Annotated in this window: 27 protein-coding genes; 6 read left to right on the top strand and 21 right to left on the bottom strand. The window is 66.5% G+C overall.

The genetic code is table 11. The annotated features are described in order from the left end of the window. Positions 1-27 precede the first annotated feature (27 nt). Positions 28-903 carry a uroporphyrinogen-III C-methyltransferase gene (locus tag ACW7G6_RS06895; RefSeq protein WP_456997869.1) on the top strand — a complete coding sequence of 292 codons (876 nt, stop codon included), beginning with the start codon at positions 28-30 and terminating at the stop codon, positions 901-903. Continuing rightward, positions 900-2,165, top strand: a complete 1,266-nt coding sequence (locus ACW7G6_RS06890; protein WP_456977967.1) for a heme biosynthesis HemY N-terminal domain-containing protein — start codon at positions 900-902, stop codon at positions 2,163-2,165. Before ACW7G6_RS06895 ends, ACW7G6_RS06890 begins: the two co-directional genes overlap by 4 nt. 9 nt (positions 2,166-2,174) lie before the next feature. On the opposite strand, the gene ACW7G6_RS06885 is transcribed toward ACW7G6_RS06890, so the two are convergent. After that, positions 2,175-3,452, bottom strand: a complete 1,278-nt coding sequence (locus ACW7G6_RS06885) for an acetyl-CoA C-acetyltransferase (RefSeq protein WP_456977966.1) — start codon at positions 3,450-3,452, stop codon at positions 2,175-2,177. A gap of 173 nt (positions 3,453-3,625) precedes the next feature. Between ACW7G6_RS06885 and ACW7G6_RS06880 the strand changes: the two genes are divergently transcribed. Further along, positions 3,626-4,561, top strand: a complete 936-nt coding sequence (locus ACW7G6_RS06880; RefSeq protein ID WP_456997868.1) for a hypothetical protein — start codon at positions 3,626-3,628, stop codon at positions 4,559-4,561. Positions 4,562-4,592: 31 nt separating this feature from the next. Here ACW7G6_RS06880 and ACW7G6_RS06875 read toward each other — a convergent pair whose 3' ends face one another. Beyond that, complete coding sequence (locus ACW7G6_RS06875) at positions 4,593-5,204, bottom strand: superoxide dismutase family protein (RefSeq protein WP_456977964.1); 612 nt, start codon at positions 5,202-5,204, stop codon at positions 4,593-4,595. Positions 5,205-5,354: 150 nt separating this feature from the next. On the opposite strand from ACW7G6_RS06875, the gene ACW7G6_RS06870 reads away from it, so the two are divergent. Beyond that, the gene (locus ACW7G6_RS06870; RefSeq protein ID WP_456977963.1) at positions 5,355-6,146 is read left to right on the top strand and encodes a YggS family pyridoxal phosphate-dependent enzyme; all 792 of its coding nucleotides are present in this window, start codon (positions 5,355-5,357) and stop codon (positions 6,144-6,146) included. Further along, positions 6,143-7,003 (top strand): pyridoxine/pyridoxal/pyridoxamine kinase, encoded by an 861-nt coding sequence (pdxK, locus tag ACW7G6_RS06865; protein ID WP_456977962.1) that lies wholly within the window; start codon positions 6,143-6,145, stop codon positions 7,001-7,003. The genes ACW7G6_RS06870 and pdxK overlap by 4 nt, the downstream gene beginning before the upstream one ends. 159 nt (positions 7,004-7,162) lie before the next feature. On the opposite strand, the gene glnA is transcribed toward pdxK, so the two are convergent. From glnA to ACW7G6_RS06830, 7 genes are all read right to left on the bottom strand, one after another. After that, positions 7,163-8,572: a type I glutamate--ammonia ligase gene (gene glnA / locus ACW7G6_RS06860; protein WP_456977961.1), complete on the bottom strand. Its 1,410-nt coding sequence runs from the start codon at positions 8,570-8,572 to the stop codon at positions 7,163-7,165. Positions 8,573-8,670: 98 nt separating this feature from the next. After that, positions 8,671-9,837, bottom strand: a complete 1,167-nt coding sequence (locus ACW7G6_RS06855; RefSeq protein ID WP_456977960.1) for a glutathionylspermidine synthase family protein — start codon at positions 9,835-9,837, stop codon at positions 8,671-8,673. Continuing rightward, complete coding sequence (locus ACW7G6_RS06850) at positions 9,837-10,373, bottom strand: DUF1190 domain-containing protein (protein ID WP_456977959.1); 537 nt, start codon at positions 10,371-10,373, stop codon at positions 9,837-9,839. The genes ACW7G6_RS06855 and ACW7G6_RS06850 overlap by 1 nt, the downstream gene beginning before the upstream one ends. Further along, positions 10,370-10,777 carry a DUF350 domain-containing protein gene (locus ACW7G6_RS06845; RefSeq protein ID WP_456977958.1) on the bottom strand — a complete coding sequence of 136 codons (408 nt, stop codon included), beginning with the start codon at positions 10,775-10,777 and terminating at the stop codon, positions 10,370-10,372. The genes ACW7G6_RS06850 and ACW7G6_RS06845 overlap by 4 nt, the downstream gene beginning before the upstream one ends. A 54-nt stretch (positions 10,778-10,831) precedes the next feature. Further along, complete coding sequence (locus tag ACW7G6_RS06840) at positions 10,832-11,506, bottom strand: YjfK family protein (RefSeq protein ID WP_456977957.1); 675 nt, start codon at positions 11,504-11,506, stop codon at positions 10,832-10,834. A gap of 18 nt (positions 11,507-11,524) precedes the next feature. After that, complete coding sequence (locus ACW7G6_RS06835) at positions 11,525-12,286, bottom strand: PspA/IM30 family protein (RefSeq protein ID WP_456997867.1); 762 nt, start codon at positions 12,284-12,286, stop codon at positions 11,525-11,527. After that, positions 12,283-12,714 carry a YjfI family protein gene (locus tag ACW7G6_RS06830; protein ID WP_456977955.1) on the bottom strand — a complete coding sequence of 144 codons (432 nt, stop codon included), beginning with the start codon at positions 12,712-12,714 and terminating at the stop codon, positions 12,283-12,285. The genes ACW7G6_RS06835 and ACW7G6_RS06830 overlap by 4 nt, the downstream gene beginning before the upstream one ends. Before the next feature lie 169 nt (positions 12,715-12,883). Here ACW7G6_RS06830 and ACW7G6_RS06825 point away from each other — a divergent pair, with 169 nt between their 5' ends. Beyond that, positions 12,884-13,687: an undecaprenyl-diphosphate phosphatase gene (locus tag ACW7G6_RS06825; RefSeq protein ID WP_456997866.1), complete on the top strand. Its 804-nt coding sequence runs from the start codon at positions 12,884-12,886 to the stop codon at positions 13,685-13,687. Between the two features lie 28 nt (positions 13,688-13,715). Here the strand turns inward: ACW7G6_RS06825 and ACW7G6_RS06820 are convergent, their stop codons facing one another. From ACW7G6_RS06820 to ACW7G6_RS06765, 12 genes are all read right to left on the bottom strand, one after another. Further along, entirely contained in the window at positions 13,716-14,330 is a 615-nt protein-coding gene (locus ACW7G6_RS06820) for a YbhB/YbcL family Raf kinase inhibitor-like protein (RefSeq protein ID WP_456997865.1), read from the bottom strand. A gap of 35 nt (positions 14,331-14,365) precedes the next feature. Next, positions 14,366-16,447 (bottom strand): tetratricopeptide repeat protein, encoded by a 2,082-nt coding sequence (locus tag ACW7G6_RS06815; RefSeq protein ID WP_456997864.1) that lies wholly within the window; start codon positions 16,445-16,447, stop codon positions 14,366-14,368. Between the two features lie 92 nt (positions 16,448-16,539). Then, positions 16,540-17,529, bottom strand: coding sequence for a YheT family hydrolase (locus ACW7G6_RS06810; RefSeq protein WP_456997863.1), 990 nt, complete (start codon positions 17,527-17,529; stop codon positions 16,540-16,542). Between the two features lie 11 nt (positions 17,530-17,540). Further along, positions 17,541-18,341, bottom strand: coding sequence for a lysophospholipid acyltransferase family protein (locus tag ACW7G6_RS06805; RefSeq protein ID WP_456977950.1), 801 nt, complete (start codon positions 18,339-18,341; stop codon positions 17,541-17,543). 67 nt (positions 18,342-18,408) lie between these two features. Beyond that, positions 18,409-18,840 carry a hotdog fold thioesterase gene (locus tag ACW7G6_RS06800; RefSeq protein WP_456978803.1) on the bottom strand — a complete coding sequence of 144 codons (432 nt, stop codon included), beginning with the start codon at positions 18,838-18,840 and terminating at the stop codon, positions 18,409-18,411. 389 nt (positions 18,841-19,229) lie between these two features. Next, positions 19,230-19,442 carry a hypothetical protein gene (locus tag ACW7G6_RS06795; RefSeq protein ID WP_456997862.1) on the bottom strand — a complete coding sequence of 71 codons (213 nt, stop codon included), beginning with the start codon at positions 19,440-19,442 and terminating at the stop codon, positions 19,230-19,232. Between the two features lie 135 nt (positions 19,443-19,577). Continuing rightward, on the bottom strand, positions 19,578-21,527 hold the full coding sequence (locus ACW7G6_RS06790; protein ID WP_456997861.1) for a phospholipase D family protein: 1,950 nt from the start codon (positions 21,525-21,527) through the stop codon (positions 19,578-19,580). Next, a complete protein-coding gene (locus ACW7G6_RS06785; protein WP_456997860.1) occupies positions 21,524-22,105 on the bottom strand; it encodes a YceI family protein in 582 nt (193 codons plus the stop codon). The genes ACW7G6_RS06790 and ACW7G6_RS06785 overlap by 4 nt, the downstream gene beginning before the upstream one ends. A 35-nt stretch (positions 22,106-22,140) precedes the next feature. Further along, the gene (locus tag ACW7G6_RS06780; RefSeq protein WP_456977945.1) at positions 22,141-22,617 is read right to left on the bottom strand and encodes a SixA phosphatase family protein; all 477 of its coding nucleotides are present in this window, start codon (positions 22,615-22,617) and stop codon (positions 22,141-22,143) included. Between the two features lie 91 nt (positions 22,618-22,708). After that, positions 22,709-23,338 (bottom strand): nucleotide-binding protein, encoded by a 630-nt coding sequence (locus ACW7G6_RS06775; protein ID WP_456977944.1) that lies wholly within the window; start codon positions 23,336-23,338, stop codon positions 22,709-22,711. Between the two features lie 104 nt (positions 23,339-23,442). Next, complete coding sequence (locus ACW7G6_RS06770; RefSeq protein ID WP_456977943.1) at positions 23,443-24,099, bottom strand: tetratricopeptide repeat protein; 657 nt, start codon at positions 24,097-24,099, stop codon at positions 23,443-23,445. A 50-nt stretch (positions 24,100-24,149) separates the two neighbouring features. Next, positions 24,150-25,991, bottom strand: coding sequence for a M61 family metallopeptidase (locus ACW7G6_RS06765; protein WP_456998133.1), 1,842 nt, complete (start codon positions 25,989-25,991; stop codon positions 24,150-24,152). Positions 25,992-26,072: the final 81 nt, after the last annotated feature.

Genomic DNA, 26,072 nt, shown 5'->3' with positions numbered 1-26,072 from the left:
GTTGGCTGGCAACAGTGGCAACGGGGCTTGGCCATCGAGCAGGCGACCAGCAATGCCGCTGGTTTGCAGCTGGATGCGCTGGACCAGCGCGTCGACCTGCTGCGCCGCAATCAGAAAGCCCAGACCCAACGCCTGCAACAGTCCGTGGCCACCAATCAGATCCTGCGCAGCGAGCTGCTCGGGCTGGCCGAGCGCTCGGCCTTGATTGAAAGCAGCTTCGCACGCTATTCCGACCCCAGCCTTCGTGGCGTGCAGGCGTTACGGCTGGACGAAGCCGCACTGCTGCTGGGCATCGCTCAGCAACGATTGATGATTGCCGGCGATCTGGATGGCGCCCGGCGCGCGTACGCACTGGCTGCCAGCGTGCTGGAGCGCGTCGATGACCCCGCTTATCTGAGCCTGCGCCAGACCCTGGGCCAGGAACGTGCCGCGCTGGACCAGGCCGGCACCGAGCCCCGCGCGGCGGCACTGGCGCGGCTGGATGGTTTCGCCCAGCACATCGAAGCGACACCCCCGCTGCAAACGCCACCAAGCGCTGCCGCAGCGCCATGGTGGAAGCGTGCGTTTGGCGGCATCGTGGAAGTGCGCCGGAACGACGAACCCGTAACCGTGGACCCGGCCGGCCGCGCCGCGACCGAGACAGGGCTGCAACTGGAGATCACGCTGGCCAGGGCGGCCGCAGAGCGTCGCGACGTTGAGGGTTACCGGTCCGCGCTCGCCCGGGCCCGGCTCTGGCTGGACCGCCTGCCCGCTGCCGCCGACGAGACACGCGCGCGGCGTATCGAGCTGGATGAGATCGCGGCAATGCCACTTTCACTTTCGCTTCCAACCCTGGGCACCACACTGAACCAACTGAACCAATTGCGTCAGTCTCGCGCCATGCATCGGGAGCCTATTGAATGAACCTGTTCCGAAACCTGTTGTTCTGGATCGTGCTGATACTGGTCGGCGCGCTGGTCGCGCAATTGCTGGTGCAAGACCCCGGCTCGCTGATCCTGGATTATCGCGGCACCCGCTATACCACCACCCTGGCTGCGGCGGTCCTGATCGGGCTGGGGTCGTTGCTGGTGTTGTGGCTGATCTGGAAGATGATCAGCTTGCCTATCGTCGCGCTGCGGCGGCGGCGCAAAAAAGCCGCACGCGCCAAGCTGATCGATGGGCTGGACGCCCTTGAGCTGGGTCGCTGGAACCGTGCGGAGAAGCTTCTTGAAGAGGCGGCGCGCAACCCCGGCGCAGAAGACGATGGCGTCGCCCATATTGCCCGCATTGGCGCGGCCCGCGCCGCTGCCGCCCGCGGCGACACGGCGCAGGCGAACCAGTACCTGGATGGTTTGGCGGTCCCGCACCCGGTGACGCGTGCGCTGACGGTAGCTGACCTGGCGTTGGCGGACGGCCGCCCGGGCGACGCCCTGCTGGCGTTGGAGACTCCCAACCTGCAGCCGCTGCCGCCGCGCGGGTTGTACCTGCGTGCGCAGGCGCTGGCTGCGACCGGCGATGTCGGCGAGGCCTACGGCCTGCTGGGCGCGATGCGGCAGCAGAAGGTCCTGCCCGTTGATCGCCTGGACCGACTGGAAACCGAGTGGTCCGAAACCGCGCTGCGCCAGGCTCCAGACGCGAATGTACTGGCCGATCGCTGGGAAGCGCTGCCCAAGCCGTTCCGTACCGACCCCGGCACGGTGAGCGCCTATGCCGAGCGTGCCGCGGCGTTGCGCTGGGAGGAGGCCGCCGCCAAGAGTGTCGAACAGGCGCTGGACAAGCAGTGGGACGACTCATTGGCCGGGTTGTATGGCCGCCTGCCGATCGGTCAGCTGGACCGCCGGCACAAGAATGCCGAGCGCTGGTTGCAAGCCCACCCTGCCAGTCCGGGCCTGCTGCTGACGCTGGCCCGGCTGAATCGTGCCCAGGGGCAGTGGCCACAAGCCGAGGACTATCTGCATCGCGCGCTGGCGCAAGGTGCCAGCGGCGACGCGTGGGAAGAGCTCGGCCATGGGTTCGCCCAGGCCGGCGATGAATCGCGTGCGCGGCTGAGCTACGGCAATGCATTGCGATTGCATCGGGGCGAAGCGGTCACCGAACTGCCGGGCCGTGACATGCGCCAGCAGATCCACGATCGCGCGGTGACCGAGGAACGCGACGAGCACGGAATGCCCCGATTGCGCGAATAGCTGGTTGAATCAGCGCTCCAGGATGGCGGTCACGCCCATGCCGCCGGCGGTGCAGATCGAGACCAGACAGCGGCCCCCGCCGCGCTGCTGCAGCTCCTTGGCCGCGCTGGCGACGATCCGCGCGCCGGTCGCCGCAAACGGGTGGCCGGTCGCCAACGACGAGCCGTTGATATTGATCTTTGCCGGGTCGATGCGACCCAGCGGTGCGTCCAGCCCAAGCCGGGTCTTGCAGTAGTCCTCACTCTCCCACGCCCGCAAGGTGCACAGCACCTGGGCGGCAAACGCCTCGTGGATCTCGTAGAAGTCGAAATCCTGCAAGCTCAGGCCATTGCGCGCGAGCATCTCGGGCACCGCGATGGTCGGGGCCATCAGCAACCCTTCCCCGTGGGCAAAATCGACCGCCGCCACCTGCGCATCACGCAGGTAACACAGCGGCTCGTGGCCATGCGCCTGCGCCCACTCCTCGGAGGCCAGCAGACAGGCGGCCGCGCCATCGGTCAGCGGGGTCGAGTTGGCCGCAGTCAAGGTGCCGCGGCCAGAGGTCCGGTCGAAGGCCGGCTTCAACGTTGCCAGCTTCTCCAGCGTGCTGTCCGGGCGCAGGTTGTTGTCACGCGAGACGCCGCGGAAGCTGACCACCAGGTCATCGAAGAACCCGCGTTCGTAGGCGGCCGCCAGCTTCAAGTGCGACGACAGCGCCCACTCGTCCTGCGAATCGCGCGCGATGTTCCACTGCTTGGCCATGTCCTCGCAGTGCTCACCCATCGATTTGCCGGTACGCGGCTCGGCCACGCCGGGGAAGTCAGGTTTCAATTCCCGCAGCGAAAACCCCTTGAACGCCGCCAGTTTGCCCTTCAAGTCCTTCGCTGCGGCCGCTGCAAGCAGACGCCGGCGCAACTCCTTGCCGTAGACGATCGGCACATCGGAGGTGGTGTCCGAACCCCCGCCGATCCCGGCCTCGATCTGGCCAATCGCAATCTTGTTGGCGACCGTGATGATCGTGTCCAGCGAGGTGCCACAGGCACGCTGCATGGTCAAGCCCGGGGTCAGCGGCGACAGCCCGGACGACAACGCCGCCTCGCGACCCAGGTTCCAGTCGCTGGAGTGCTTGATCACCGCACCCATCGCCACCTCGCCCAACTGTTGCCCGTGCAACCCGTATTTTTCTACCAGCGCGCCCAGCGTGCGCACCGACATTCCCAGGTTGCCAACATCCGCATACGCGGTGTTCTGGCGGCAGAACGGAATTCGCACACCGCCAAGCACGGCGACAGGACGGGTTTGGCGCATTGATCACCTCGGACGATGGGCGTTGCAGTCGTGCCAACGCGGCTTGCGTGAGTCCCACGATGGCTTGCGGGCATAATGACCGCAGTGTAGCGCCGCACCTGCGGGCGTCCAAACGCCTGCGTATCCAATTACTCCAGACCGTGTGTCCAACCCGCGAATTTGCCAGGGATCCAATGAGTCCAGCCGCCGATACTGTCCACCCCACACCCGAGCTGCACGTGCTGGGCGCCTTCGCCATCGAAGTGGTCGGCGCCGCGCCGGTGGGCCGCGACCGGCTCTCGCAGCCGGAGGTCGGCGCACTGGCACACCTGGTGGCGCGCGATCTGGCCTCCTTCGCGCCCGAAGCCAGCGCACTGGAACTGGTGACCGTGGGCGCCCACTACGACCCGGTGGAGCTGTTGCGCCCCGGCTGGCCATTGCATCGGGAGTTGTCCGAACTCGCCGCCCGTGCGCCGCGCGGGAGCCACGACCTCGACGCCGGCCGCATCATTGCCTTCGGCGCCAGCGACTCGCAAATGCCCGGCGCGCTAGCCCCTTCGCCCGACTACCTTGGTGGGCCGTTGCGGTTGATGCCGTTCGTGCTGACCGGCGCAAGCGATGCCGTCGCGCGGGTTGGCGATGCGTTCGAGAAAGACCTGATCGAAGTCGGGATGGCCGCGGCCGATACCGCGCTGGCCGCGCAGGATGCGTTCGGCCTGCAAGTCGAACACGCCCGCTACCTGACCGTGAACGACCTCGCCGCGATGACCTCGATCCAGTACGACCATGCCGGGCTGGGGCCGCTGTGGCCCTTGCTGGAAACCGCTTTGCTGCGCCCGGAACAATCCGCCTGGCTGGACCAGCCGCCCGAGCCGCTGCTGCACTACACCGAGGGCGAAGTACGGATCGCGCTCTTCTCACCGGCGGGCTGGCAACAACGCTATGCCGTCGATGAAGCGGTTGCCGAGAACGCGGCCGACAGCGACGCGCTGCGTGATCGCCGTCACCGGCAATTCCAGCACTTCCAGGCGCGGCAACGGCAGATCGCCGCCGTGCTGGGAGCACACGGGGTCGCAGTGCAGTTCGTGCACTGCGATCGCGACACCGATTGCCGCGCCGCCCTGATCTGACGCCGCTCCGGCCTGGGTCAACCGGCTTGCATCAACCGGCCTGGATCACACCGCAGGCAATGCGTGGGCCGGCGGCACCGGACGGCTGGCTGGTGTAGTCGTCTGCCCCGCCGTGCACGATCACCGCCTTGCCGATGGCGTCGTTGGCCGCACCACCCCCCAGCACCGGGCCACTGGCATGCACGTCGACCGTGGCCACACCATCGGCGTTGGCGACGAGGTTGTTCATGTCACCGGCGTGATGGGCAGCGGTGTCAACCTTGCCGTGCGGCATGGCGGTCGGATTGAAGTGCCCGCCGGCGCTGCTGGCGTCGGCCGCGCTGCAATCGCCCTTCTCGTGGATGTGGATGGCGTGGGTGCTGCCGGGCGTCAGGCCGCCGATTTCACCGGTCAAATGCACGCCATCGCCCATCGGAACCACGCTGAGCTTGCCGCTGACCAGGCTGCCCGACGCGGCAGCGAGATTGACGTGCGCGCTGGCAACGGTGGACTGGGTCGGCAAACTGGCGCCGCTGGAGGCTGCAGCGTCAGTAGTGGCGGGCGTGGTGGCGTCAGTGGTGGCGGGTGTGGTGCTGGGCGCAGTGCTGCACGCGGCCAGGGCGAGGCTCAGCAGGCTGGCGCTGGTAATCAGGGCGATCTTCATGGATGGCTCCTTCAGTGGGTCGATGGCAATGGTGATGAATCCGAGGACCGCTGCACCGTAGCGCCGCGGCGGTTCAGCGCAGGTGAATCTTGGGCTGGTCACAGAGTACCAGCGGTACAATCAGCCAACCGCCTTTGGAGGCTCCCGCCGTTGGACGTCCCTCATCCCGGGTTACCGCTACCACCACCGGTCTACCCGCAAGCCGTCACCGTCGACGACTTCGCACGCAACCTCGCGGCGATTCGCGCACGCATTGCCGCGGCGTGCCAGCGGGCGGGACGCAATCCCGATGAGGTCCGGCTGTTGCCGGTCAGCAAGACCATCGACGAGGCACACATCCGCCTGTCCTATGCCGCCGGCTGCCGGATGCTGGGCGAGAACAAGGTCCAGGAGGCTTACCGCAAATGGGAGGCCATGGCGGATCTGGCCGACCTGCAGTGGTCGGTGATCGGCCATTTGCAGACCAACAAGGCGAATTTGGTGGCCCGTTTTGCCACCGAATTCCAGGCCCTCGACAGCCTGCGACTGGCCAGAGCACTGGACCGCCGCCTGCAGACCGAAGGTCGCCGGCTGGACGTGTACATCCAGGTCAACACATCGGGCGAAGCCAGCAAATATGGCCTGTCTCCGGATGACGTGACGGCATTCGTGAAACAGCTGCCTGCGTTTGCCTCGCTGCGCGTACGCGGGTTGATGACGCTGGCCGCCCTGACCTCCGACGCCGCCCGGGTACGCAGTTGCTTCGTCCTGCTGCGCAACCTGCGCGATCAGTTGCGCCAGGATGCACCGGACGGAATGGACTTCGACGGGTTGTCGATGGGCATGTCGGGGGACTTCGAGCTGGCGGTGGAGGAAGGCTCCACCGTGGTCCGCGTCGGCCAGGCGATCTACGGTGCCCGCGCACTGCCGGACAGCCACTATTGGCCGACTGATCCGGCATGACGTCCGCAGATCCCACGGACCCATCGACCCGCTTGCAGCCGCTGCACATCGATGTCGTGTCGGTGCAGTCGCAGGTGGTCTATGGAAGCGTTGGCAACGGCGTTGCCGTACCCACCCTGCAGAAGCTCGGCCTGCGGGTTGCCGCAGTGCCGACGGTGATCCTGAGCAACACACCGCACTACCCGACGATGCACGGCGGCGCGCTGCCGACCGCGTGGTTTTCCGGCTACCTGGACGACTTGCAGGCGCGCAATGCACTGACCCGGCTGCGCGCGGTGCTGGTCGGCTACCTCGGCGGCCCGGATCAGGCATTCGCGCTGGCCAGCTGGATCCGCGGGCTGGAAGCCTCTCACCCGCAGCTGCATGTCCAGATCGATCCGGTGATCGGCGATCACGATACCGGCGTGTATGTCGACCCCGGCATGGTGGCGGCCTACCGCCAGCACCTGCTGCCCCTGGCCCACGGGCTGACCCCCAATGGCTTCGAGTTGCAGCGCCTCAGCGACCACCCGGTCGACACTGTCGAGCAGGTCATCGCCGCCGCGCGGACGCTGCTGGTCGGCCGTACCCGGTGGGTCGTGGTCACCAGCGCCGCCCCCGACTCCTGGGCGCACGGACGGATGCGGGTGGCGATCGTCAGCCACGACGACGCGCAAGTGCTCGAACACGCTCGTATTGACGCCGCACCCAAGGGTACTGGCGACCTGTTCAGCGCGGCGCTCAATGGCCGACTGCTGGCCGGCAGCCCGCTATTTGAGGCGGTCGGGCACGCATGCGACGAGGTGGTGGCGGCCATGCAGCTCACCTACCGCGAACACTCAGCGGAGCTGTTGCTGGCCCCTCGTCAGCCCAGTTGAGAGCAAAGTCCATGGATCCCCGCCTGCGCGGGGATGACGGGTTCCCATGAGGCGGGTGGCCTGAGATGGCGCCTGGATCCCCGCCTGCGCGGGGATAACGGTATCGGCTCTTGGCGCCGTCGGAAGCCGTCGACCAACTGGTGGCGTATTTCGTCGCGGCTAGATCGCGTAGTACATCTGGTATTCCAGCGGGTGGGTCGCGGCGCGGAATGCGGTGACTTCCTTCATCTTCAGAGTGATGTAGGCGTCGATGAAGTCGTCGCTGTAGACACCACCGGCCTTGAGGAAGTCGCGGTCCTGGTCCAGCGCCTCCAGCGCCTGGTCAAGGCTGTGGCAGACGGTCGGGATATTCTTCTCTTCTTCCGGCGGCAGGTCGTAGAGGTCCTTGTCGGACGGCGGGCCCGGGTCGATCTGGTGCTTGATCCCGTCCAGGCCGGCCATCATCAACGCCGAGAAAATCAGGTAGCCGGAGTTCATCGGGTCCGGGAAGCGCATCTCGATCCGGCGCGCCTTCGGGTTGGCGACATACGGGATCCGGCACGAGGCCGACCGGTTGCTGGCCGAGTACGCGAGCATCACCGGTGCCTCGAAGCCCGGCACCAGCCGCTTGTAGGAGTTGGTGGTGGCATTGGCGAAGGCGTTGATCGCGCGCGCGTGCTTGAAGATGCCACCGATGTACCACAGCGCCATCTGGCTCAGCCCGCCGTAGCCGTCCCCCGAGAACAGGTTGTTGCCGCCCTTGGCCAGGCTCTGGTGCACGTGCATGCCGCTGCCGTTGTCACCCACGATCGGCTTGGGCATGAAGGTCGCGGTCTTGCCATTGCGGTGGGCGACGTTCTTGACGATGTACTTCATCGTCAGCAGTTCGTCGGCCTTCTTCGTAAGCGAGTTGAAGCGGGTGCCGATCTCGCACTGCCCGGCGTTGGCCACCTCGTGGTGGTGGACTTCGACCTCGATGCCCACCGCCTCCAGCGCCTTGCACATCTCGGCGCGGATGTCGTGCAGCGAGTCCAGCGGCGCGACCGGGAAGTAACCGCCCTTCACGCCCGGGCGGTAGCCGGTGTTGCCTGAGGCGTAGTCCTTGCCGGAGTTCCAGGCCGCCTCTTCCGAGTCGACATGAAAGAACGTGTGGCCCATGTCATTGGCGTAGCGGACGCTGTCGAAGATGAAGAACTCCGGCTCCGGGCCGAAGAACGCCTGCTCGGCGATACCGCTGGACTTGAGATAGGCCTCGGCGCGCTTGGCGATGCCGCGCGGGTCGCGGTTGTAGGCCTGCATCGTCGCCGGGTCGAGGATGTCGCAGGTCAGCACCAGGGTCGGATCAGCGGTGAACGGGTCCAGGAAGGCGGTGGACGGGTCCGGCATCAAGACCATGTCCGAGTCGTGGATACCCTTCCAGCCGCCAATCGACGAGCCGTCGAACATCTTGCCTTCCTCGAACAACGTCTCATCGACAATCGACTTGGGGAAGGTGACGTGATGCTGCACGCCGCGCATGTCGGCGAAGCGCAGGTCGACGAACTCGACCTTGTGATCCTGGATGAGCTTTTCGATGTTCTCGATGGACATGGGAATTCCTGGCGGAAGAAGTGAGAGGCAGGCGTGCGCTGCCGACAGATAGACCTTTACGCAGGTGGCGTGCCTGCCATTCCATCGGTTCGTACGCGCTAGTCGATAATAGCGTGGGGAACAAACCGCGAGGTGTCCTGGGTGATCGCCGTCGCATCCTCGCGCAAGCCCATGCCGGCAGCCTGGTCGGCAATCACCCAACTGCCGACCAATGGAAACTGGCCGTCAAAATCCGGCAACGGGTGGTGCGCCTGCAGGATCGCCGGGCCGTCATCGTAGGGACCGTCGGACGTCAGGCGGGTGCCGTCGATGGCCACCAACTCGATATTGGCGCCCTCGCGCGAATGCAGCGGCTTGCGCACCCAACCGCGGGGCACCTCGCCGCCGGCGTCGTCGAAGCGGGACTCAAGCAGGTTGGGGTGGCCGCGATGGCGCTCCCACAGCAGCGGCAGGATGCCCTTGTTGCTGAGCACCGCCTTCCAGGCCGGCTCGACCAGCTGGATCCGCCCGGCGTCCAGGTTCGGACCGAAGGTCTCCGCCATCATGAATTCCAGTGGGTAGAGCTTGAACAGCGTGCGGATCACGTAGTCCTGCGAGTCGGTGAACCAGCCTTCGGCACTGATGCCAATGTCCTCGATCGCGACGAAACGGGTGTCGATGCCGACCTGCTCGGCGCAGTCCTGCAGGTAGCGCACGGTACCGCGATCCTCGATCGATTCGCGCACCGAGGAGAAGTGCATCGGCGAGGCCAGTCGCTGCTCCCGCGCGAGCGTCGCCAACGCCTCGCACAGGTATTCCTGGATGCGGTTGTACTGGTCGGCCCCGCCCGGCAGCTGGCCGGCGGCGATCTGCTGCTCCAGCCACACCCACTGGAAGTACGCCGCCTCATACAACGAGGTCGGCGTGTCGTAATTGAGCTCGTACAGCTTGGCCGGGCCGAGGCCGTCGTAGGCAAAGTCCAGCCGGCCGTACAGATGCGGATCGTGACCCTGCCAGGAGGTGCGGATCCAGTCCCAATGGCTGGCCGGAATCGCGAGCCGGGCCAGCAGCGCTTCGGACTCGACCACCTCATCGACCAACGCCATCGCCATGGCATGCACGGCTTCGGTCGCGGCCTCGATGTCGTCCTCGACCTGACGCAGGGTGAACGCGTAATACGCGGACTCGTCCCAGTACGGCTCGCCGTCGATGGTGTGGAAGTGGAAGCCCAGCCGCTCGGCCTCGGCCTGCCAGTCCGGGCGTGGGGCGATCGTGATCCGACGCATCAGCTGCCGCGGCCGAACGCGCTGCGCGCGGCGGCGGAGGAACCAAAGCCATGGCGAGAGACCGTGATCGCGCGGGTGGGCGCCGGCACGACGCCGCGCCTGCCGGTGACCGGGCCGGCACCACGGGCAACCCGATCGGCGCGGGTGTTGAGGTACTCGCCGCTCCGGTTGCGGTACAGCGGCCCCGCACTGCCGTACTGACCGGGGCCACTGAGTGCGTTGCCGACCAGGTAGCCGATCAGAAAGCCCGACATCGGTGGCATGTACATCGTCCGGCCCTGTTCCTGCACCGGGGTGCAGGCCTGGAACTCGGCGTTGCAGTCGGCCTGGCTCTGGAAGCGCGGGGCAGCGGTGGCATGACCGGCGAGCGCGCTCCGGTAGGCCTGTTCGCATTGCTCGACGCTGAGGGTGCTGCTCGCGCTGCACTGCTCAACCGATTGCACCACGGTGCCGGTCGGCTCCGAATCGCAGGCGGTCAGCGCCACCGGGATCGAGGCCGCCATCAACACCAGCTTGAGATTGCGGGAGCGCTTCATGGGGTCATCGCGGCGGCATTCATCAGCCCGATCGCGACCGCGCTGCCGCCCAGGAACACGCCGGCGGCCAGATCGCCATCATCGACGCGCTGGGAGATGTTGGCCACGAACAAGTGCGCAACGCCGTAGGCGAGCAGCTGGAACACCACCGCCAACGCGCCCCAGACCACCGAGTCCAGCAGGCTGACCGAGTGGGTGATCGCGCTGCTGATCGGCAGGGCGACACCGATCGCGGCGCCGACGAAGGCAATCGCCGCGGCAACATTGCCCTTGCGGATCTGGGCAAACTCGCTGTGGCGGGTGACCAGTGCATATACCGCCAGGGCAAGCACCCACACCAACAGGCCAGTACCCAGGTAGGCGGCGAAAGCAGTGAATCCAGGCAGGGTGACAACAGTGGGCATGGGCGGCTCCGGTAGCGGCGTGGTGGTCGCGGCGATCAGGCCGGACCGGGGTTTTCAGGTGATGTCGAGGTCGGCGATGGTCAGCTCGATACCGACGGCATAGGTAACGCAAAAATCATTCGGGCCGGAGTCCTCGGCGGTGACCAGCAGGTACTCGTCGCGGCCCAGCTCGGGCACCGGTCGGTGATAGAGCATGGCGTAATGGGTGAGGTCGTCGTCGCGACGTGGCGGGCGGCCCCTGTACAACACCTCGTCGTAGGCGATGGGCGGGATGCGCGCCTCGTCACCCGCAGTCGAGGCGGTGACGCGGTCCCAGCGGTGCCCGGCGTACTCGACCTGCGGATCGCCCAACTGCGCGTCGGCGGCGACAAAGCGCTGGAACGCCGCCTTGTCGGGTGGGTGCACGGTGTCATGGAAGACGAACGCCTTGATCGCCTCGACGTCGCCGCCGACGGTACTGACCTGCAGGTAGGCGTCGTCGTCAAGATAGAACCGGTGCAAGGCGTAACCATCACCCAGATCGATATGGCCGTAGCAAGGCACGCCTTGGTGGCCGCCCGGCAACTCCGCGGTCATCGCGCCCGGGGCGACCCGGTACAAGGTGGTGTCGATCGACACCTGGGCGCCCACCCGCAACCCCAATGGCAATGCGTGGGAGATATCACCGTTGCCGTCGGTCGGCGGCTGGTCCTTGCCACTCCGGCCGCGCAGTGTGTCCAACCAGCTCATGTGCAGGCCTGCATCCGGTTACGCGCGACCGTCGTCGTCAGGCCCGCGCAGCTGCCGTACCGGGGCGGCCGTGATCGGCTGACCGATCAAGGTCTGCTGCGGTTGTTTGAAGCGGGCCAGGATCGCGCTGGCGTCGGGGTCGGCAGTCAACAGGCCAGCCTGCGCCAGACGCTTGTTGAGATCGCCGTCGCCGGTCTCGCTTTCCAGCTCTTCGGCGGCCTCGATGCGTGCTGCGGTCTCCAGGTGACGTGCCTGGATGCGCTCGAGCGAATCCAGCGCAGTGCGCATCTTGCTGTTGGCGCCGGAATGACGTGCCGAGATCGTGGCCTGGGCGCGATGCACCGCTTCGGTCGCCTTGACCGTATCGATCTGCTGGCGCATGCCACGCAGCTGGCCTTCGGCCTTGATGATGCTGGCCTTCAGGGTCGTCACCGAGCTTTCCATCTGGGTCTTGGCCTGCAGGTCACTGCGGTCCTCGGCCTCCAATGGCGCCAACCGCGCGGCAACGTCCAGCGCGAGGCTTTCATCGCCCTTGGCTAGCGCGCCCTGGATGAACCCCTCGTATTCGTGGCGCTTGCCTTCGCGGGCGGTGATCTTCTGCTGCAGCAGCTTGCCCTGCGCCATCAGCTTGGTGAGTTCGTCGCGCGAGCGGGCCAGCTCGTTGCCGGCATCGCGCATCTCCTGGTCGAGGATGCGGATCGCGTTGGCGTCAACGGTTTTCTGCGCGGCATCGGTCGTGGTGCCACGGAACAGGGTGATCAGCTTCTGGAACAGACTCATGGCGTTACCTGCGCAAGGTAGGGCTGGAGGGCTTGGGCGGCGGTAATGGTGTTCTCGGCCAGCGTCAGGATCTCCTCGACGATGGTCTCCTGGCTGGACGCGGAGGACAGCTCGCCGAACACGATATAGGTGTCGCGGCCATCCACGCTGTCCAGGCCCAGATTGGACAACGGGTTGATTGGGTTCATCCGCATGCACGCGTCGTTGAGTCCGGCGCGGTCGCCAACCATGGTGGCTTCAAACAGCACCGTGGACACGAAGATCTGCTCGCCCGAGGCAGCCAGCTGCAGTTCCATGTCGCCGTATTCGTGCAACACGATGTTGAGCGCCGGATCGGCGCCATCGACCAGTTCAACGGTGGCCTGCTCGCCGTCGGCGAAATGCCGCGCCAGGTATTCGTGGATTTCGTGGGTGGTCAAACGGTTCATGGGGGGGATTCGTGAGGCCCTGCGGGCGGCACCGCACAGGATAACAGCGCCCGGCGGACCACCGACTGATCGACCCCCGAAATCAGCCGGAATCCCGAAACCCCACGTTCCGCTATCCTTCCACGTCACTTGCGCGCATACATCCCTGTTTTCTTCGGCCCCTTTGTCCATGTCCGACCTGTTCGCCGCGCTGCTGCTCGGCATCCTTGAAGGCCTCACCGAGTTCCTGCCCATTTCCAGCACCGGGCATTTGCTGATCGCCCAGCACTGGCTGGGTGCGCGCTCGGACCTGTTCAACATCGTGATCCAGGCCGGCGCGATCCTGGCGATCACCGCGGTGTTCCGTGAGCGGCTGTGGTCGTTGGCCACCGGCCTGGGCGATCGTGAGAACCGCTTGTACCTGGGCAAGATCGCGGTCGCCTTCCTGGTAACGGCGCTGGTCGGGTTGCCGGTGCGACTGCTGGGCTGGGAGCTGCCCGACACCGTCTCGCCGATCGCGATCGCGTTGATCCTGGGCGGGATCTGGATCCTGTTTGCCGAAAAGATCGCAAGCGGCCGGCCACCCTCGGCGAAGGTCACCTGGACGGTCGCGATCCTGGTCGGCCTGGCCCAGGTCCTGGCCGGCGTGTTCCCCGGCACCTCGCGCTCCGGCGCGGCGATCTTCATGGCGATGCTGGCCGGCACCGGGCAGCGTTCGGCGGCCACCGAGTTCGTGTTCCTGGTCGGCATCCCGACCATGTTTGCCGCCAGCGCCTACACGATCCTGGAGTACTTCCTTGAAGGTGGCGCTGCCGCCGGCGGTGGCGAGGCCTGGGGTGAGCTGGGGCTGGCATTCGTGGCCGCCAGCACCACCGGCTTCATTGCGGTGCGCTGGCTGCTGGGCTATATCAAGCAACACAGCTACACCCCGTTTGCGATCTACCGGATCGCGCTGGGCGCCGCGTTGCTGCTGTGGTTGCCCGCCGGCGGCTGAGCCGTGCGGCGGCTTGCTTGCTGCCGGGCTATTGGTGCAACGAATACGTCGCGTGGACCGCTGCCTCGGCCAGGACGTGGCCGTGCATCGCGGAGAACACATCCGCCGCGGTGAACTTCACCGGGACCGGCAGGGTGTCGACATCCAGCGCGAATACACGGAAGAAGTAACGGTGTACCCGCAGGTCGTTGGGCGGCGGGAACGGGCCGTCGTAGCCGTGCCAGTCGCCGGCCATGTCCGGGTCGCCGGCAAACCAGCCGGTGTAGTCATTCAGCCCCTGGCGTGACCCGGCAGGACCTGCCGGCTCGCGCTTGCCGTGGGGAACCATTCCGTCACTGCACGCGCCGGCGGCGATCTCACGCAGGTCGGCGGGCAGGTCGATCATCACCCAATGGATGAAGTCGCCGCGCGGTTGCCCGATCGGGATCTGCACCCCTTCCTTGCCCGCCATCCCGGCCACCGTGGGCACGTCCGGATCAATGCACAGCAGCGCAAACGAGCGCGTGCCGGCGGGGACGTCCTCCCAGGCCAGGTGCGGGTTGCGGTTGCCGGCAAAGCCGAATCCGTCAGCAACCGGCTGCCCGGCGGCAAACTCCGCCGGCAGTGGTTGACGGGCTTGGAAGCTGTTGCTGTGGATGTGCATGCAGGACTCCTCGATAGGACTCGGGGCTCGGGGGCTCAAGCTTCCGGGTAGCCCAGGCGGACGGCGACCGGTGTCAGCACCGCAAAGGCATCAGCGAGCGACGGCCCGAAATCGCGCCAGTGGCCGGCGGGGAACCGGTCCTCGCCCAGGCGGCCCGGCGGCGCCGGAGCGACCGCGACCTGGATCGCCTCGGCAATCGCGGCGGCAACCCCGGCCGGGTCGTTCTCAATGCCGTCCAAGCGAAGCAAGCGGTGCCTGAGCAGGTCTTGTTCATGCAGATCGGCGACCTGGGTGAGCACCTGGGCCAACCAGCGCGCAGCGACCAGCGGCGACTCGAGCGCGAACGGCGCTGGCGAGCCGAATGCCAGCCAGTCCAGCAGCATGTCGCGCGGATCGCGCAACGCGATCACCAGCAACGCCTCGGGCAGATGCGGGCGCAGTGCAAGCACGGCGGCGTTGTCCCACCACAGCAGCCAGTCAAATACCTCGGCAGGCTTGATCCCGCGCGCGGGCAGCGCCGCCTTCCACTCGGCGATCAGGTTTGCCGGCTCGGCCGTGCCGGTACTGAGCGCATCGATGGTGAGGTAGCGCTGGAAAAGGTCGTTGGGCGGATTGGGACCGAAGCGGTCGCCATACAGCGTCGCGCCACCCAGATGCAGGGTGCCGGTGACGCGTTCGATCAATGAACCGGGCGCACCCCACAGCAGGAACGCCGGCTGTTCGACTTGTTGAGCCAGCGTCAGCTCGACCGCCTCCGTCCACGGCCCATCCAGGGTGCTGGGCGTGGGCAAAGGCAGGCGCTTGGAAACGACCTCGGCGTGCAGCTCGGCCCAGGTCGCGACGGCGGCGTCGGGTTGTCCAGCAGTGTCAAACGTGCGGCCCAGGAGCCTTCGAAGGTTGCCATTGACCGTCTCGTTGGTAGCGCGCGCCAGCAAGCCCTCAACGCGCTCGATGGCCGCCTCCGGGTCGCGCTGCTGGAGCCCGTTGATGATCCGCATCTCGGCCTTGGCGTGCCCGGGTTCAATCTCGGTAATGCGTTGGGCCAGGGCGTCGCCCTGCTCCGGATGGCCGGCCAGATCGTGGACGGTGATCTGCGCTTCCATGGCCGGGATGCAGTCGGGCATCGCCTGCTGCCAGCGGCGGATCACTTCGACCGCGTCATCGCTGGCGAACTGCTCGAACAACAGGCGCGCACGCCACAGATCCACCAGTTGCGGGTGTTCCGCCAGCAGGGCATCCAGCGTGCTGCGCGCCTCGTCCGCGGCATCCAGCCGACGCCATGCCTCGCTGATCGCCAACAGGGTACGGCGGTCACCCGGCTGCGCTTGCAGCGCGCCGCGCAACCGGTCACGGGCGGCTTCATTGCGATTGGCTTCCAACTCCAGCTCGGCCATCATCCGTTGCAGCGACGGGCTGGTGTGCTCGCCTTCCAGCAAAGGTGCGATCTCGTCGGCGGCGGCCTCGGGCCGGCCCTGGCGGCGCAGCAGGTCGGCGACCAGCGCGCGCAACGGCATCGAGTCGGGGTTCGCCTCGCGCAAACTGGCGAACGCCTGCTCGGCGAACGCGTAGTGGCCCTTGGCCATGTAGGCAAAACCCAGCGAGTGACGCAGGGTCGGCTCCTCGGGCCACCGTTGGGCGGCCGTGTTCAAGATCGCCAGCGCGCGGTCGGGATCCCCGCCGCGCAGCGCCAGGGTGCCTTCCAGCGCAGCGATCTGCGGGTGTTCCGGCGCAATCCTCGCCGCCGTGCGGGTCAGTCGCGCGGCTTCCACCAGGTCGCCGCGGCCGATGGCCAGCTGTGCCTGCACGATGTAGGCCGGGAACTGGTTGGGGTCCAGGCCGGTGCTGCGGGCCAGGGCGACTTGCGCCTCATCGAGCTTTCGCTCATGCAACAGCAGCCCGGCACGCTCCAGGTGCAAATTGGCGTCATCGGGGGCAAGGCTGATGGCGCGGTCGATCGACTCGATCGCGGCCTCCCGATCGCCCGCCAGTCGCAACGCTGAGGCCAGCAACCGATGGGCGGCGGAGTCCTGGGGTTGCCCGGAGACGGCAGCGCGCGCGGCCTCAAGCGCTTGCGTGGCATCGCCGCGACGCAGGGCGTCGATGATCGGTTCGTACATGGATTACTGCTCGCAATTCGGGCGGATCGCCCATTGTAACGGCGCTGTGTGCCGCCCGCCGCGACGTGGGCCTTACGGTGCGGCGTCCGGATTCATTGCGCTGACCCGGACAGGCGCTGCGAGATCCAGCGTTCGCCAAATCCATCCAGTCGCGCATTTTCCAGGAACCCGCAATGGCCGCCCCACGGCGAGATCTCCAACTGCACGGTGTGCGGCAATCGCTGCGACTGCCAGCCGTCCACCGGGATCACCGGGTCGTCGGCCGCCATCAGCACGCTCGCCGGCACTTGCAAGCCGGCCAGCCGGTCGCCGGCAATCGAATAGCCATCAAAGTACCGCTCCAACGTGCCGAAGTCGGTATTGCGCTCGACCAGCCATTGGGTCAGTGGCCGCATCCGCAGGCCCAGTACCCGGTCGTCGAAGTCATGCTGTTTCGGGAACAATGCGCGTTTGCGTTGCAGGGACTGCCGCCATTTGCGCTCGAAATGCTGCATGTAGAGCGGAAAGCCCCGCTCCATTGCGTCCATCGTGCGCGCCGGATCGATAAGCGGACACACGACCGCGACGCGCGCGATCGACAATCCGGCCGCCGGCGCACGCAAGGCCAGCCGGAGGGCAAAGTTCCCGCCCAACGAGTACCCCGCCACCACCAACGGACGCAACGGGAACCGCCGGGCGACGTCGCCGGCGGCCTGCACGACCTCGTCGATCCGGTTGGAGTGGAAGATGCCTTCGTTGAGGTGATGGGTCCCGCCGTGGTCGCGGAAGTTGAGCCGGAATACCTCGAAGCCCGACTCCAGCAGACACGCCGCGGTCAAACACATGTAGCTGGAATCGACGCTGCCCTCCCAGCCATGCAGCAGCAGCGCCAGCCCACGCGGCGCGACCCCGGGCACGGCGCTGTGCAGGCCTTGCAGGCGCACGCCGTGACCGCCGTCGATCAGATGTGAAGTGGTGACCGCAGCGGTGGCCTCCAACGCCCGCCGGCCCATCCGCTGGCGCATCACGCTGCCCCCCAGCAGTGTCTGCAGGTGGGCATTGCGTAGCCAGCGCGGTGGCTGGTAGTCGGCTGCGGTCAACATCGAGGAATCCGTCAGCTCGCCATTGCCTGCAGGATGCGCGAGCGCGCCAACTCGGCGATCCTTCGTCGCCCGTCGGCTTCGCCGGACGTGATGGGGGCCAGGAAATGAATCTCCGCGACCCGCGCCGGCTCGCCCAGCAGACGCCAGAAGTTGCCGACAAAGGATTCCCGTTTGGCGAACGCCACCGTGTGCTGGGCGGATCCGCCTTCGCCGTACCGCAGCGCGACCGGTTGCACCGGCATCCCCGACTCCACGGCGGCCAGGAATATCCGCGCATGGAAGGGCCCGACTTCACCGCCGCCGCGGGTACCGCCCTCGGGAAACACCCCCACCGAACGGCCATTGCGCAGGCGGGTCAACATCTCATGCAGCACGCCGCCCAGCGACTCGGTGCTGCCGCGGGAGTGGAAGATGGTCTCCGCACGCCCGGCCAACCAGCCGACCATCGGCCAGCCCTGGATCTCGCGCTTGGCCACCAGCCCCATCATCCGCTGGCTGTGCAGCGCAACGATGTCGATCCAGCTGACATGGTTGGCGACAAACATCGTCGGCCCCGGCGATGGCGTGCCCACCCGGCGCAGGCGGAAGCCGAACACCCGCATCAACCCGGCCGACCACGCGCGGATCATCCGGTGGTCCAGCCGCTCGCCGCCGACCTGAAGTCCGCCCAGCAATGGGCTGATCATCACCAGCACCAGTGGCAGGTCGACCAACAGATGCCATAACAGCATCGGCATCCGATAACAGTAGCGGAACAGGCGCGCCAGCGGTGCGCCAGGCGCCGCGGCGCCGGTCGGAGACGGCGCATTCATGCGGTGAAAGATACCAGTGGAAGGCTCGGGTAACGACGATCGCCGTTCAACCCATCACGCGTTCTGACTACTCGCCGCGGCTGGCCACGACCGCCAAAGTCAGCCTGGAGATGCAGACCAGCCGGTCGCGGTCATCGGCGATGCGGATTTCCCAGACCTGGGTCCGGCCACCCACGTGCAGCGCTCGCGCGGTGCCCGTGACAACGCCGTCGCGAACGGCTCGCAAGTGGTTTGCGTTGATCTCGATACCGACGCAGACGCGATCCTCTGCTACACACAGGTTTCCGGCGCTGCTCCCCAGGGTTTCTGCCAGCAGCACTGACGCACCGCCGTGCAGCAGGCCATAGGGCTGCCGGGTCTTCGCGCCGACCGGCATCGTGGCACGCAGGTAGTCGGCCCCGATCTCGGTGAAGACGATACCCAGCGTGTCTATCGCCGTGTCACGCGATAGCTCATTGAGACGCTCAACGGTGGTCGCGCGCCTGAACGGGCTGGTCACCGGGCCGCCGGGAGGCGGGACGTTACCCTCGGAAGACGTTGCATTCATCGGGTCACGATAGCCGACGATCAGCCAATCCGGAACCGTACCTGGCGCGAGCCAAACCTGCTGCGGGCTGGACGGGTCAGATAGCTGCTGGCGCTGCTGTAACCGTGCGGCGCAGCGCTGTGCCGGCGGCGCGGCTGGTGATCCACGGGTACTGGTTGGGCGCTGGTGTCGCTTGCCGCGGAAACGCGTGCGGACGGTGCGCTACCGCCATTGCGGTGGATGGACGGGGCCATGCTGTTGAAAATAGACTTGAGTTTGACTTTTTTTCTCCTGAAAACAAGGTGTTACGTTGATTTTGAATGCAACATTATAACACACCTGCTCTCGTTTATGAATAGGGGTCAGCCAACCCTGAACAGGTGGTTCCCTGGGTTGCCGGCGTAGCGCGGGGTGCGCAGATAGTCCGGATTGCTGGCATAGCCGCGGTTGCCGTAACCGATGCCGAAATCACGCTCTGCACCGCTGCGGCGGGCCTGGGAGGTGTCGATGATGTGCTGCTGGCGATCAAAGGAGTAGTTGGCGTTGGTGGACGGGTTGCTGGACGCGACGTTCATGGCCTTGCCTCTGTGGTGTAGTGATTGGGTGTGTTGGTAATGTACAACACCGTTTATCACGTACACGTGCCAGAAGTCACCCAACTAACGACAGGGGTGCGTTTGCGGGATGAAGGTGAGCCGGGGGAACGCGCGCTACAGGATGGGTGCCAAGCCCGCGCCGAAGGCGGTAAACAGTCGCGTCGGCAACCCTTTCCCCACCATGTTTACTTCGGGGAAGTCACCCACCGGCCGATAGCAGGCACGAAAGCGCGGGTCGTCGGGCGGCAGCGGAGCCGGACATTCCGGGCTGGGCACGTACTCGTAGCTGGTCGCGTAACGCGTCGGCCACAGATCGAAAATGGGCAGGTACTCGGAAATCTTACCCAGCGAGTACTCCAGCCCGGAGAACACCGGCGGCTTGTCGCGCGGAGCGATCACCCAGGAATTGGCCGGACTGATGTCGCGCCGGATGCTGGCCGCCAATACTCGCGCAAACGCGATGTCATCGATGATCACCGCACTCTCGGTGTTGTAGACGTCCCCGCGCGGATCGAAGTTGTGCGTCCCCACCACACCGATCCGGCGATCGATCACGAGCGACTTGGCATGCATCCCCATGCGCACCCCCGCGCGCTTCAATGGCACCGGCTCGTTGGCGCGGCGGTTGAGGTAGCGGGTAGCGCCATATTCCGACTGCAATGGCCGCCGATAGCGCGCAGAACGCAGCACGCTGTTGCGGTCGAGCCGGGTCGGCGGCGCGGTCGGCTGACTCGACTCGGGCACGTAGTCGGGCAACACGGCACCGGTGGTCGACAAGTCGATCGGCGCGTCTTGCGGGAACGGCTTGTATTCGTATATGTGGAAGCCGAAATCGCGCAGGTAGCGACGCTTGTACTTGTAGGACAGCGCATAGGCGAAGAATGCATCGGTCGCGGCCAGGCTGTTGGTCGAGACCACCACCCGCGGCGGGTCGGGGCGGTCGTGCAGGCGTTCGAACAAGTCCTGTGCCGACTTGGACAGCACCAGGTACGGCGTCTGCAGCAGCACTTCTTCCTGTGCCGACGCGATCAGCCGGCCCAGTGAGTGGGATGCCGCGGCAAAATCCGTCGGTACCTCGGCATGGTGTTTGTCCGGGCCATCGGAGACGTAGTGGACCTTACCCACCGCGAGCGCGCGATCCACCAGGCACGCCTGCACGACCGCGCGATCGCTGGCATCGTCGCGCATCGCCTGGGCACGTTGCGGGCGTTCGAACTGATAAGCCGGCAGGGGCGGCACTCCGCGCTGGAGCAGGACCTCGCCGACATCCACCAGCCGTGCCGGAGGAACGCTTCGCGAGTCATCCCAGAATCTGCCGAAATCGACCGCCATCGCCCGCGCCACCGGACCGGCGACAAGCACATCGCGATCACGGAAGTTGTACTGGTCGTCCCAGTCGTAATACGTGTCCTGGTAGTTGCGTCCGCCGGTGATCCCGATCGCCCCGTCCACCAGCAGCAGCTTGGTGTGCATGCGCTGGTTGAGCTGGCGCCAGCAACAGGCGGCGGCAAGCAGGTACTGCGGGTAGCTGATCCTGGCCCGGTGCAGCACCGGGTTGTACAGCTTGACCTGGAAATTCTGGTGGACGCCCGCGAATGCGGCCAGGGTTTCCACATTCTGCAGCGCCGCCAACTGGTCCATCAACAACCGCACCCGGACCCCGCGGCGGGCGGCAAGCACCAACTCGTCCAGCACCAGGCGCCCGGCATCGTCCGCTTCGTAGATGTAGGTCTGCAGGTCGATGGCGGTGGTGGCGCTGCGGATCAGGTTGATTCGCGCCAGCATCGCGTTGGTGCCGCCATCCAGCAGCAATGCGTAATGCCGCGGCTGCTCCGCCGTGGACTCGCTGAAGGCCTTTCCGGCCAGCGCACGCAGCGGTGACGGCTGGGCGCATGCGTCGATGGCATCGCAGCTCAACTGGGTCGAACGCGCGGCCTGGGCAATCGCGCTGGCGCGAGTGGCCTGTTGCGGTGTCAAACTTGCGCAGGCCCCCAGGGCCAGCGCCAGTAGCGCGATGGCCGGCCGCAACAGCCAGGCCGCACGGCCTTGCGTGGCAGCGCTCATGGCGTCGGTTGGCGCAAGCGCACACGCATGGTGAACTGCACCTGGTCGGTCAACATCAGCCGCCAGCCATCAAGTCCGTAATCACGCCGGCTGACGCTGCCCACGGCCACCGCATCACAGTCCAGCGCCGGCCGCATGCAGGTGGACGGCGCCAGCGTGAATGTCTCCATCCGGCTGACCCCGTGCATGCTGAGCCGACCCCGGAACTTGCCACCGTCGTGGCCAAGCGCGACACCAAGCGGCTCGGACACGAACTCGATCACCGGATAGCGCTGCGCATCAAAAAAACCTTCTCCGCGGGCCAACTCGCTATAGCGAGGGGAATCGGTCACCTCCACGGCATTGGTCGCCAAGCGGATGTAAATCTGGCTGCGACCGCCAGGCAAGGTCACCATGGCGCCGTCATGGACCGGAAACCGGCCTTGCACACGCTGTCCCCAACGGGTGCGCAGTTCGAAGCTGAATTGGGTGTGGAGTGGATCAAACCCCATCTCGCCGGCGGTATCGCCGCCAGTGGCCACCGGTCCGGGTGCCGCGCCGGCGTGCGCAGGCAACGCCGACGCCATTGCCCACAGCACTGTCGCAATCCACCCTAGCCATACGTAACTCGGGCTCACGGCCACCAGAAAGCGCTGAGCTGGGCCACGCCCGGCTCGAGCCTATGGTCATCGGGAATGGTCAACACCGCGATCCCACCCGAGGCCATGCCGCGATAGTCGCCGGACTGGCCGCTGTGCAGCAACGCCGCCAACTGCTCCAGGCCCGGGTTGTGGCCCACCAGCAGCAGGCGCCCAACATCACGGTGGGCGTCGGCCAACGCGATCAATGCGCCGGGATCGGCGCCGTAGATGGTGTCATCGACACGCTGCTCGACGTACCCGATCACCCCCAGTACGGCTTCCAGCGTCTCCCGGGTGCGGCGCGCAGGAGAACACAACACGCAATCGGGGACCAGCTTCTGCGCCGCGAGCCAGTGTCCGGCGGCCTCGGCCTCGGCCCAACCCTCCGAGGACAATGCGCGGTCCATGTCGGCGTGGCCGGTGGCGCCGTGATCGGCATGGGCATGACGGAGCAGGATCAATTCACGCATGGCAGGACCTCATCGAAGCGGAAGGTTCAAGCGGAAAGTCGGCGCAGGTAGCCACGCCCTGGAGTCGAGTGCGGAGCAAAACGGCGGCGCGTCATTTCTTCAGCCATTTCAGCAGCGGCTTCCAGTCGGCCTGGTGCTCGCGCACATGCATGGAGTGGTAGTCGAACAGGCTCTTTCCCAGGCCGCTCAAGACTACATAAGCCTGGCTGTCGCGCAGCTGTGCGACCAGCGGGTACGGCCATTGCTTCAGCAGCTCCAGGGTTTCCCGGGAGACGGTGGTCCAGGGGCGCAAGCGGTTGGCGACCAGGCCGACCCGCAACTCACCGCTGCGCACGCGCGGGTGTTGGGCAAGCGAATCCAGGAACGGCACGCTGGCCTCGATATCAAACGTGGAAGGCTGTACCGGGACGACGACCGCAGCGGCGACGTCGAGGAAGGTCTCCAGCTCGCGCGCCATCGCACCGGCGGCGGCGTCCACGATGACCAGGTCGGTATCGGATGGCAGCTGCGCGCGCCACTTGCCGCGACGGGTGCCATCGACCGGCAACACCGCGCTGTCCAGCACCGAGCGACGCTCCGCCCAGCGACGAGCCGAGCCCTGCGGATCGGCGTCAACCAACGCCGTGTTTGCGCCGGCCAGCGCGGCCTGCGCGGCAAGATGGGTGGCGATGGTGGTCTTGCCTACCCCGCCCTTGGAACTGGCCACCAGCACGGTCTTCATAGCGTCTCCCAGGTTCACGGCCACCGCAGCGTCACAGGCTGCTGCCTGCAGCGTACACCGGGCCGGGAGGGAGCGGCGCCATGACCCGCGCTATGGCCCGGTTGTCAGCGCCATTCGGGCGGATTCGCCGCCCAAGCCTGTTGCACCTGGGACAACACGGCCACCTCATCGGCACTCCAATCGGGCAGTGCCGACGCGAGGGTGTCGGACGAGCGCCACTTGGCCGGATGGGTGCGCACACCGGCCGCGTACCACTGCACCGCCTCGTCGCGGCGATCGAGCTGCCACAATGCCAAGGCAAACGTCATCGGCATCCAGTCGGCCGTGATGTTGCGCGACTTCAACAAGTTTTCCCATTGGGTCAACGCGCCGGCATGATCGTCGCTGCGGTACAGATCCCAGCCGTAATTCCACATCACCGTCCGGTACAGACCGTCATTGGTGTCAATCTGGCCAAGCAGGCGCTGGTACAACTCCACGCCCAGTCCGGAGCGGCCACCTGCCAACGCAATGTGGGCCAGCTGGGCGGTCTCTTTCTTCGCCCGCGGATTGCGCGCAAGCGCCTTGACCAGCTTCTGGGTGACCGCTTCACCTTCGCCCCGGACGGCCACCACGGGCTGGGTGGTACGCGCGTCTTCGGCGAAATAAAACTCCGAGATTGGCGTCAGCGGTATCGTGGCGGTTTGTGCCGAGACCGCTCCAGCAAATGCCAGACACGCCGTGAACAGCGCGCTCGCGAAGGGCCGGCTGTTGATTTTCATACGTACTCCCCCTGATTCCACCCCATGATAACTGGTTGCGATGGCCGGGCTCACAACGGCGAGAGGATCCGGCTCAAGCGGTCCTTGCTGCCCGCGACCCGCTCCAGGTGCGGATACTTCAGCCCGTCGCGGTAGTCCAGCGTGAGCGTACGCACGACCTCGCCATGCTTGACCACCAGCTCGATCGGCGTGCCGTCCGCGTGGGCGGCCTTGATCGCGTCGTCCAGCAAGTCGGTCTCGAACGCGTAGCCGTTCACTGCCAACAAGGTGCTGCCAGTGGCGATGCCGGCGTTGAATGCCGGCCCGTCCCAGCGCACCGCGTTGACCTTGCCGTCGCTGCTGGCCAGCATCATTCCCAGCGACGCCGTGTAGTCGGCGGCCTTGCGCGAGGCCAGCAGACTCTTGTGGTAGTCCGATGGCTTGTCGGTGTAGACCAGCTTCCAACCTGCCGCGGCGAGCCCGTCCAGCGGCGCTGAGTGGGCATCCAGGCGGCTGCGCAGAAAACCGGCCCAATCGTGTGCAGCCACACCATCCAGTGCTTCCACCACGTCCTGGAATTCGTAGGGCACCACCTCCCAACTGCCATCCTGGATGCCGAAGAACGCACTGGCGAAATCATCCAGCGACTTGCGTCCGCCACTCAGCTCGCGCAGCTTGCTGTCGACCGCAAGCCAGATCAGCGCGCCGGCGTTGTAGTAGTCCTCGCTCATCTGGTAACTGCGATACGGCTGCGGCTGGCGCTCGGCAATCACCGGGTCGTACGTGGTGTCCTGGACGGTGCGCCATTGCAGGCCGGGGCGGTCGGTGGCGTAGGTGGCGGCCACCAGCGCCAGTGCCCCCAGCGCGGCGTCCTTGTCCCACAGCCCCGAGCGCGCCGCCAGCACCATGCCCCAATACTGGGTCTGGCCTTCGTAGACCCAGAGCAGGCTGCCGTCCATCGGCACGTGGAAGTTCGGCGTCGCCAATCCGGCGGGACGACGGAACTTGCCATTCCAGGAATGCACAAACTCGTGCGGCAGCAGGTCGCGGCTGGCGACGTGTTTGTCCCACTCGGTGAAGTAGCCTGGCTTCACCCCGTTCTCGCTCGAGCGCTGGTGCTCCAGCCCCTGCCCGCCCATCCGGTCCGACAGCGAGAACAACAGGTCGTAGTGATCGTAATGCTGCGAATCAAACAGCTTGTAGAGCTGCTCGACCAGCGCGCGATGCTTGTCCAGCTGCTCCTCGGTAGCCTCCAGGTACTTGGCCGAGTCGGCAATGATGTCGAAGCGCACCGGACGGTCCGCGCCCGGGTCCAGGTCGACCTGGCGGAAGTGGCGCCCGGCGTAGACCGGCGAATCCTGCAGCACCTCGAAGCTGACCGTGCCGTAGTGCAAGGTGTCGCCTGCGCGCGATTGCAGCTCCAATGCGGTACCGGCCTGCCACCCGGCGGGCAGCACCAGGGTCGGGCTGATCTGGATCTGGCGGCTGTAGTAACCGTCCGGGTACAACGCCACCGAACCCCACTGCACGTTGAGCATGTCCTGCGTCATCACCACCCGGCCCTGGTTGCCGGCGGTCGGGGTGAGCAGGTCGAACTCGATCTCCAGCGTGGCCACGCCGGCGGGGACGTCGAGCTGGAACGCGTATACGTCGGTCGGGTCGCGCTGCCACTGGATCGCCTGGCCATTGCCGCGGATCGTCAGTCCCGCCAACTTGCGGATCGGCCCGGCCGGCCGGTGCTTGCCCGGGATCCATTTCGGGAACAGCAGTCGCATGGCCCCGGCCTGCACCGGAATGCTCTGGCGCACATGGAACACGCGCCGCGCCAGATCGGTGGCATCAACGGTGACCGACAGCGTGCCCGGGTATGGCTGGTCGAGCGGTGCCGGAGCCGGCGTCGATGGTGCGGACATAACGGTCAGCGCGGTGGCAGGCGGTGACTGCTGGGCCACGGCGAAGGAGCATGGCAACAACGCGGCGACCAGCACCGGCGA

It is taken from the genome of Lysobacter sp. A421, assembly GCF_054052145.1.
Note: the sequence above shows the minus strand (reverse complement) of the source record. Positions and strands in the feature narration are given on the sequence as shown.

Excerpts from the sequence above, each read along its gene's own strand:
- ACW7G6_RS06890 (WP_456977967.1), top strand. The coding sequence starts at position 900 with ATGAACCTGTTCCGAAACCTGTTGTTCTGGATCGTGCTGATACTGGTC.
- ACW7G6_RS06885 (WP_456977966.1), bottom strand. The coding sequence starts at position 3,452 with ATGCGCCAAACCCGTCCTGTCGCCGTGCTTGGCGGTGTGCGAATTCCG.
- ACW7G6_RS06880 (WP_456997868.1), top strand. The coding sequence starts at position 3,626 with ATGAGTCCAGCCGCCGATACTGTCCACCCCACACCCGAGCTGCACGTG.
- ACW7G6_RS06875 (WP_456977964.1), bottom strand. The coding sequence starts at position 5,204 with ATGAAGATCGCCCTGATTACCAGCGCCAGCCTGCTGAGCCTCGCCCTG.
- pdxK (WP_456977962.1), top strand. The coding sequence starts at position 6,143 with ATGACGTCCGCAGATCCCACGGACCCATCGACCCGCTTGCAGCCGCTG.
- glnA (WP_456977961.1), bottom strand. The coding sequence starts at position 8,572 with ATGTCCATCGAGAACATCGAAAAGCTCATCCAGGATCACAAGGTCGAG.
- ACW7G6_RS06855 (WP_456977960.1), bottom strand. The coding sequence starts at position 9,837 with ATGCGTCGGATCACGATCGCCCCACGCCCGGACTGGCAGGCCGAGGCC.
- ACW7G6_RS06850 (WP_456977959.1), bottom strand. The coding sequence starts at position 10,373 with ATGAAGCGCTCCCGCAATCTCAAGCTGGTGTTGATGGCGGCCTCGATC.
- ACW7G6_RS06845 (WP_456977958.1), bottom strand. The coding sequence starts at position 10,777 with ATGCCCACTGTTGTCACCCTGCCTGGATTCACTGCTTTCGCCGCCTAC.
- ACW7G6_RS06840 (WP_456977957.1), bottom strand. The coding sequence starts at position 11,506 with ATGAGCTGGTTGGACACACTGCGCGGCCGGAGTGGCAAGGACCAGCCG.
- ACW7G6_RS06835 (WP_456997867.1), bottom strand. The coding sequence starts at position 12,286 with ATGAGTCTGTTCCAGAAGCTGATCACCCTGTTCCGTGGCACCACGACC.
- ACW7G6_RS06830 (WP_456977955.1), bottom strand. The coding sequence starts at position 12,714 with ATGAACCGTTTGACCACCCACGAAATCCACGAATACCTGGCGCGGCAT.
- ACW7G6_RS06825 (WP_456997866.1), top strand. The coding sequence starts at position 12,884 with ATGTCCGACCTGTTCGCCGCGCTGCTGCTCGGCATCCTTGAAGGCCTC.
- ACW7G6_RS06820 (WP_456997865.1), bottom strand. The coding sequence starts at position 14,330 with ATGCACATCCACAGCAACAGCTTCCAAGCCCGTCAACCACTGCCGGCG.
- ACW7G6_RS06815 (WP_456997864.1), bottom strand. The coding sequence starts at position 16,447 with ATGTACGAACCGATCATCGACGCCCTGCGTCGCGGCGATGCCACGCAA.
- ACW7G6_RS06810 (WP_456997863.1), bottom strand. The coding sequence starts at position 17,529 with ATGTTGACCGCAGCCGACTACCAGCCACCGCGCTGGCTACGCAATGCC.
- ACW7G6_RS06805 (WP_456977950.1), bottom strand. The coding sequence starts at position 18,341 with ATGAATGCGCCGTCTCCGACCGGCGCCGCGGCGCCTGGCGCACCGCTG.
- ACW7G6_RS06795 (WP_456997862.1), bottom strand. The coding sequence starts at position 19,442 with ATGAACGTCGCGTCCAGCAACCCGTCCACCAACGCCAACTACTCCTTT.
- ACW7G6_RS06790 (WP_456997861.1), bottom strand. The coding sequence starts at position 21,527 with ATGAGCGCTGCCACGCAAGGCCGTGCGGCCTGGCTGTTGCGGCCGGCC.
- ACW7G6_RS06780 (WP_456977945.1), bottom strand. The coding sequence starts at position 22,617 with ATGCGTGAATTGATCCTGCTCCGTCATGCCCATGCCGATCACGGCGCC.
- ACW7G6_RS06775 (WP_456977944.1), bottom strand. The coding sequence starts at position 23,338 with ATGAAGACCGTGCTGGTGGCCAGTTCCAAGGGCGGGGTAGGCAAGACC.
- ACW7G6_RS06770 (WP_456977943.1), bottom strand. The coding sequence starts at position 24,099 with ATGAAAATCAACAGCCGGCCCTTCGCGAGCGCGCTGTTCACGGCGTGT.
- ACW7G6_RS06765 (WP_456998133.1), bottom strand. The coding sequence starts at position 25,991 with ATGTCCGCACCATCGACGCCGGCTCCGGCACCGCTCGACCAGCCATAC.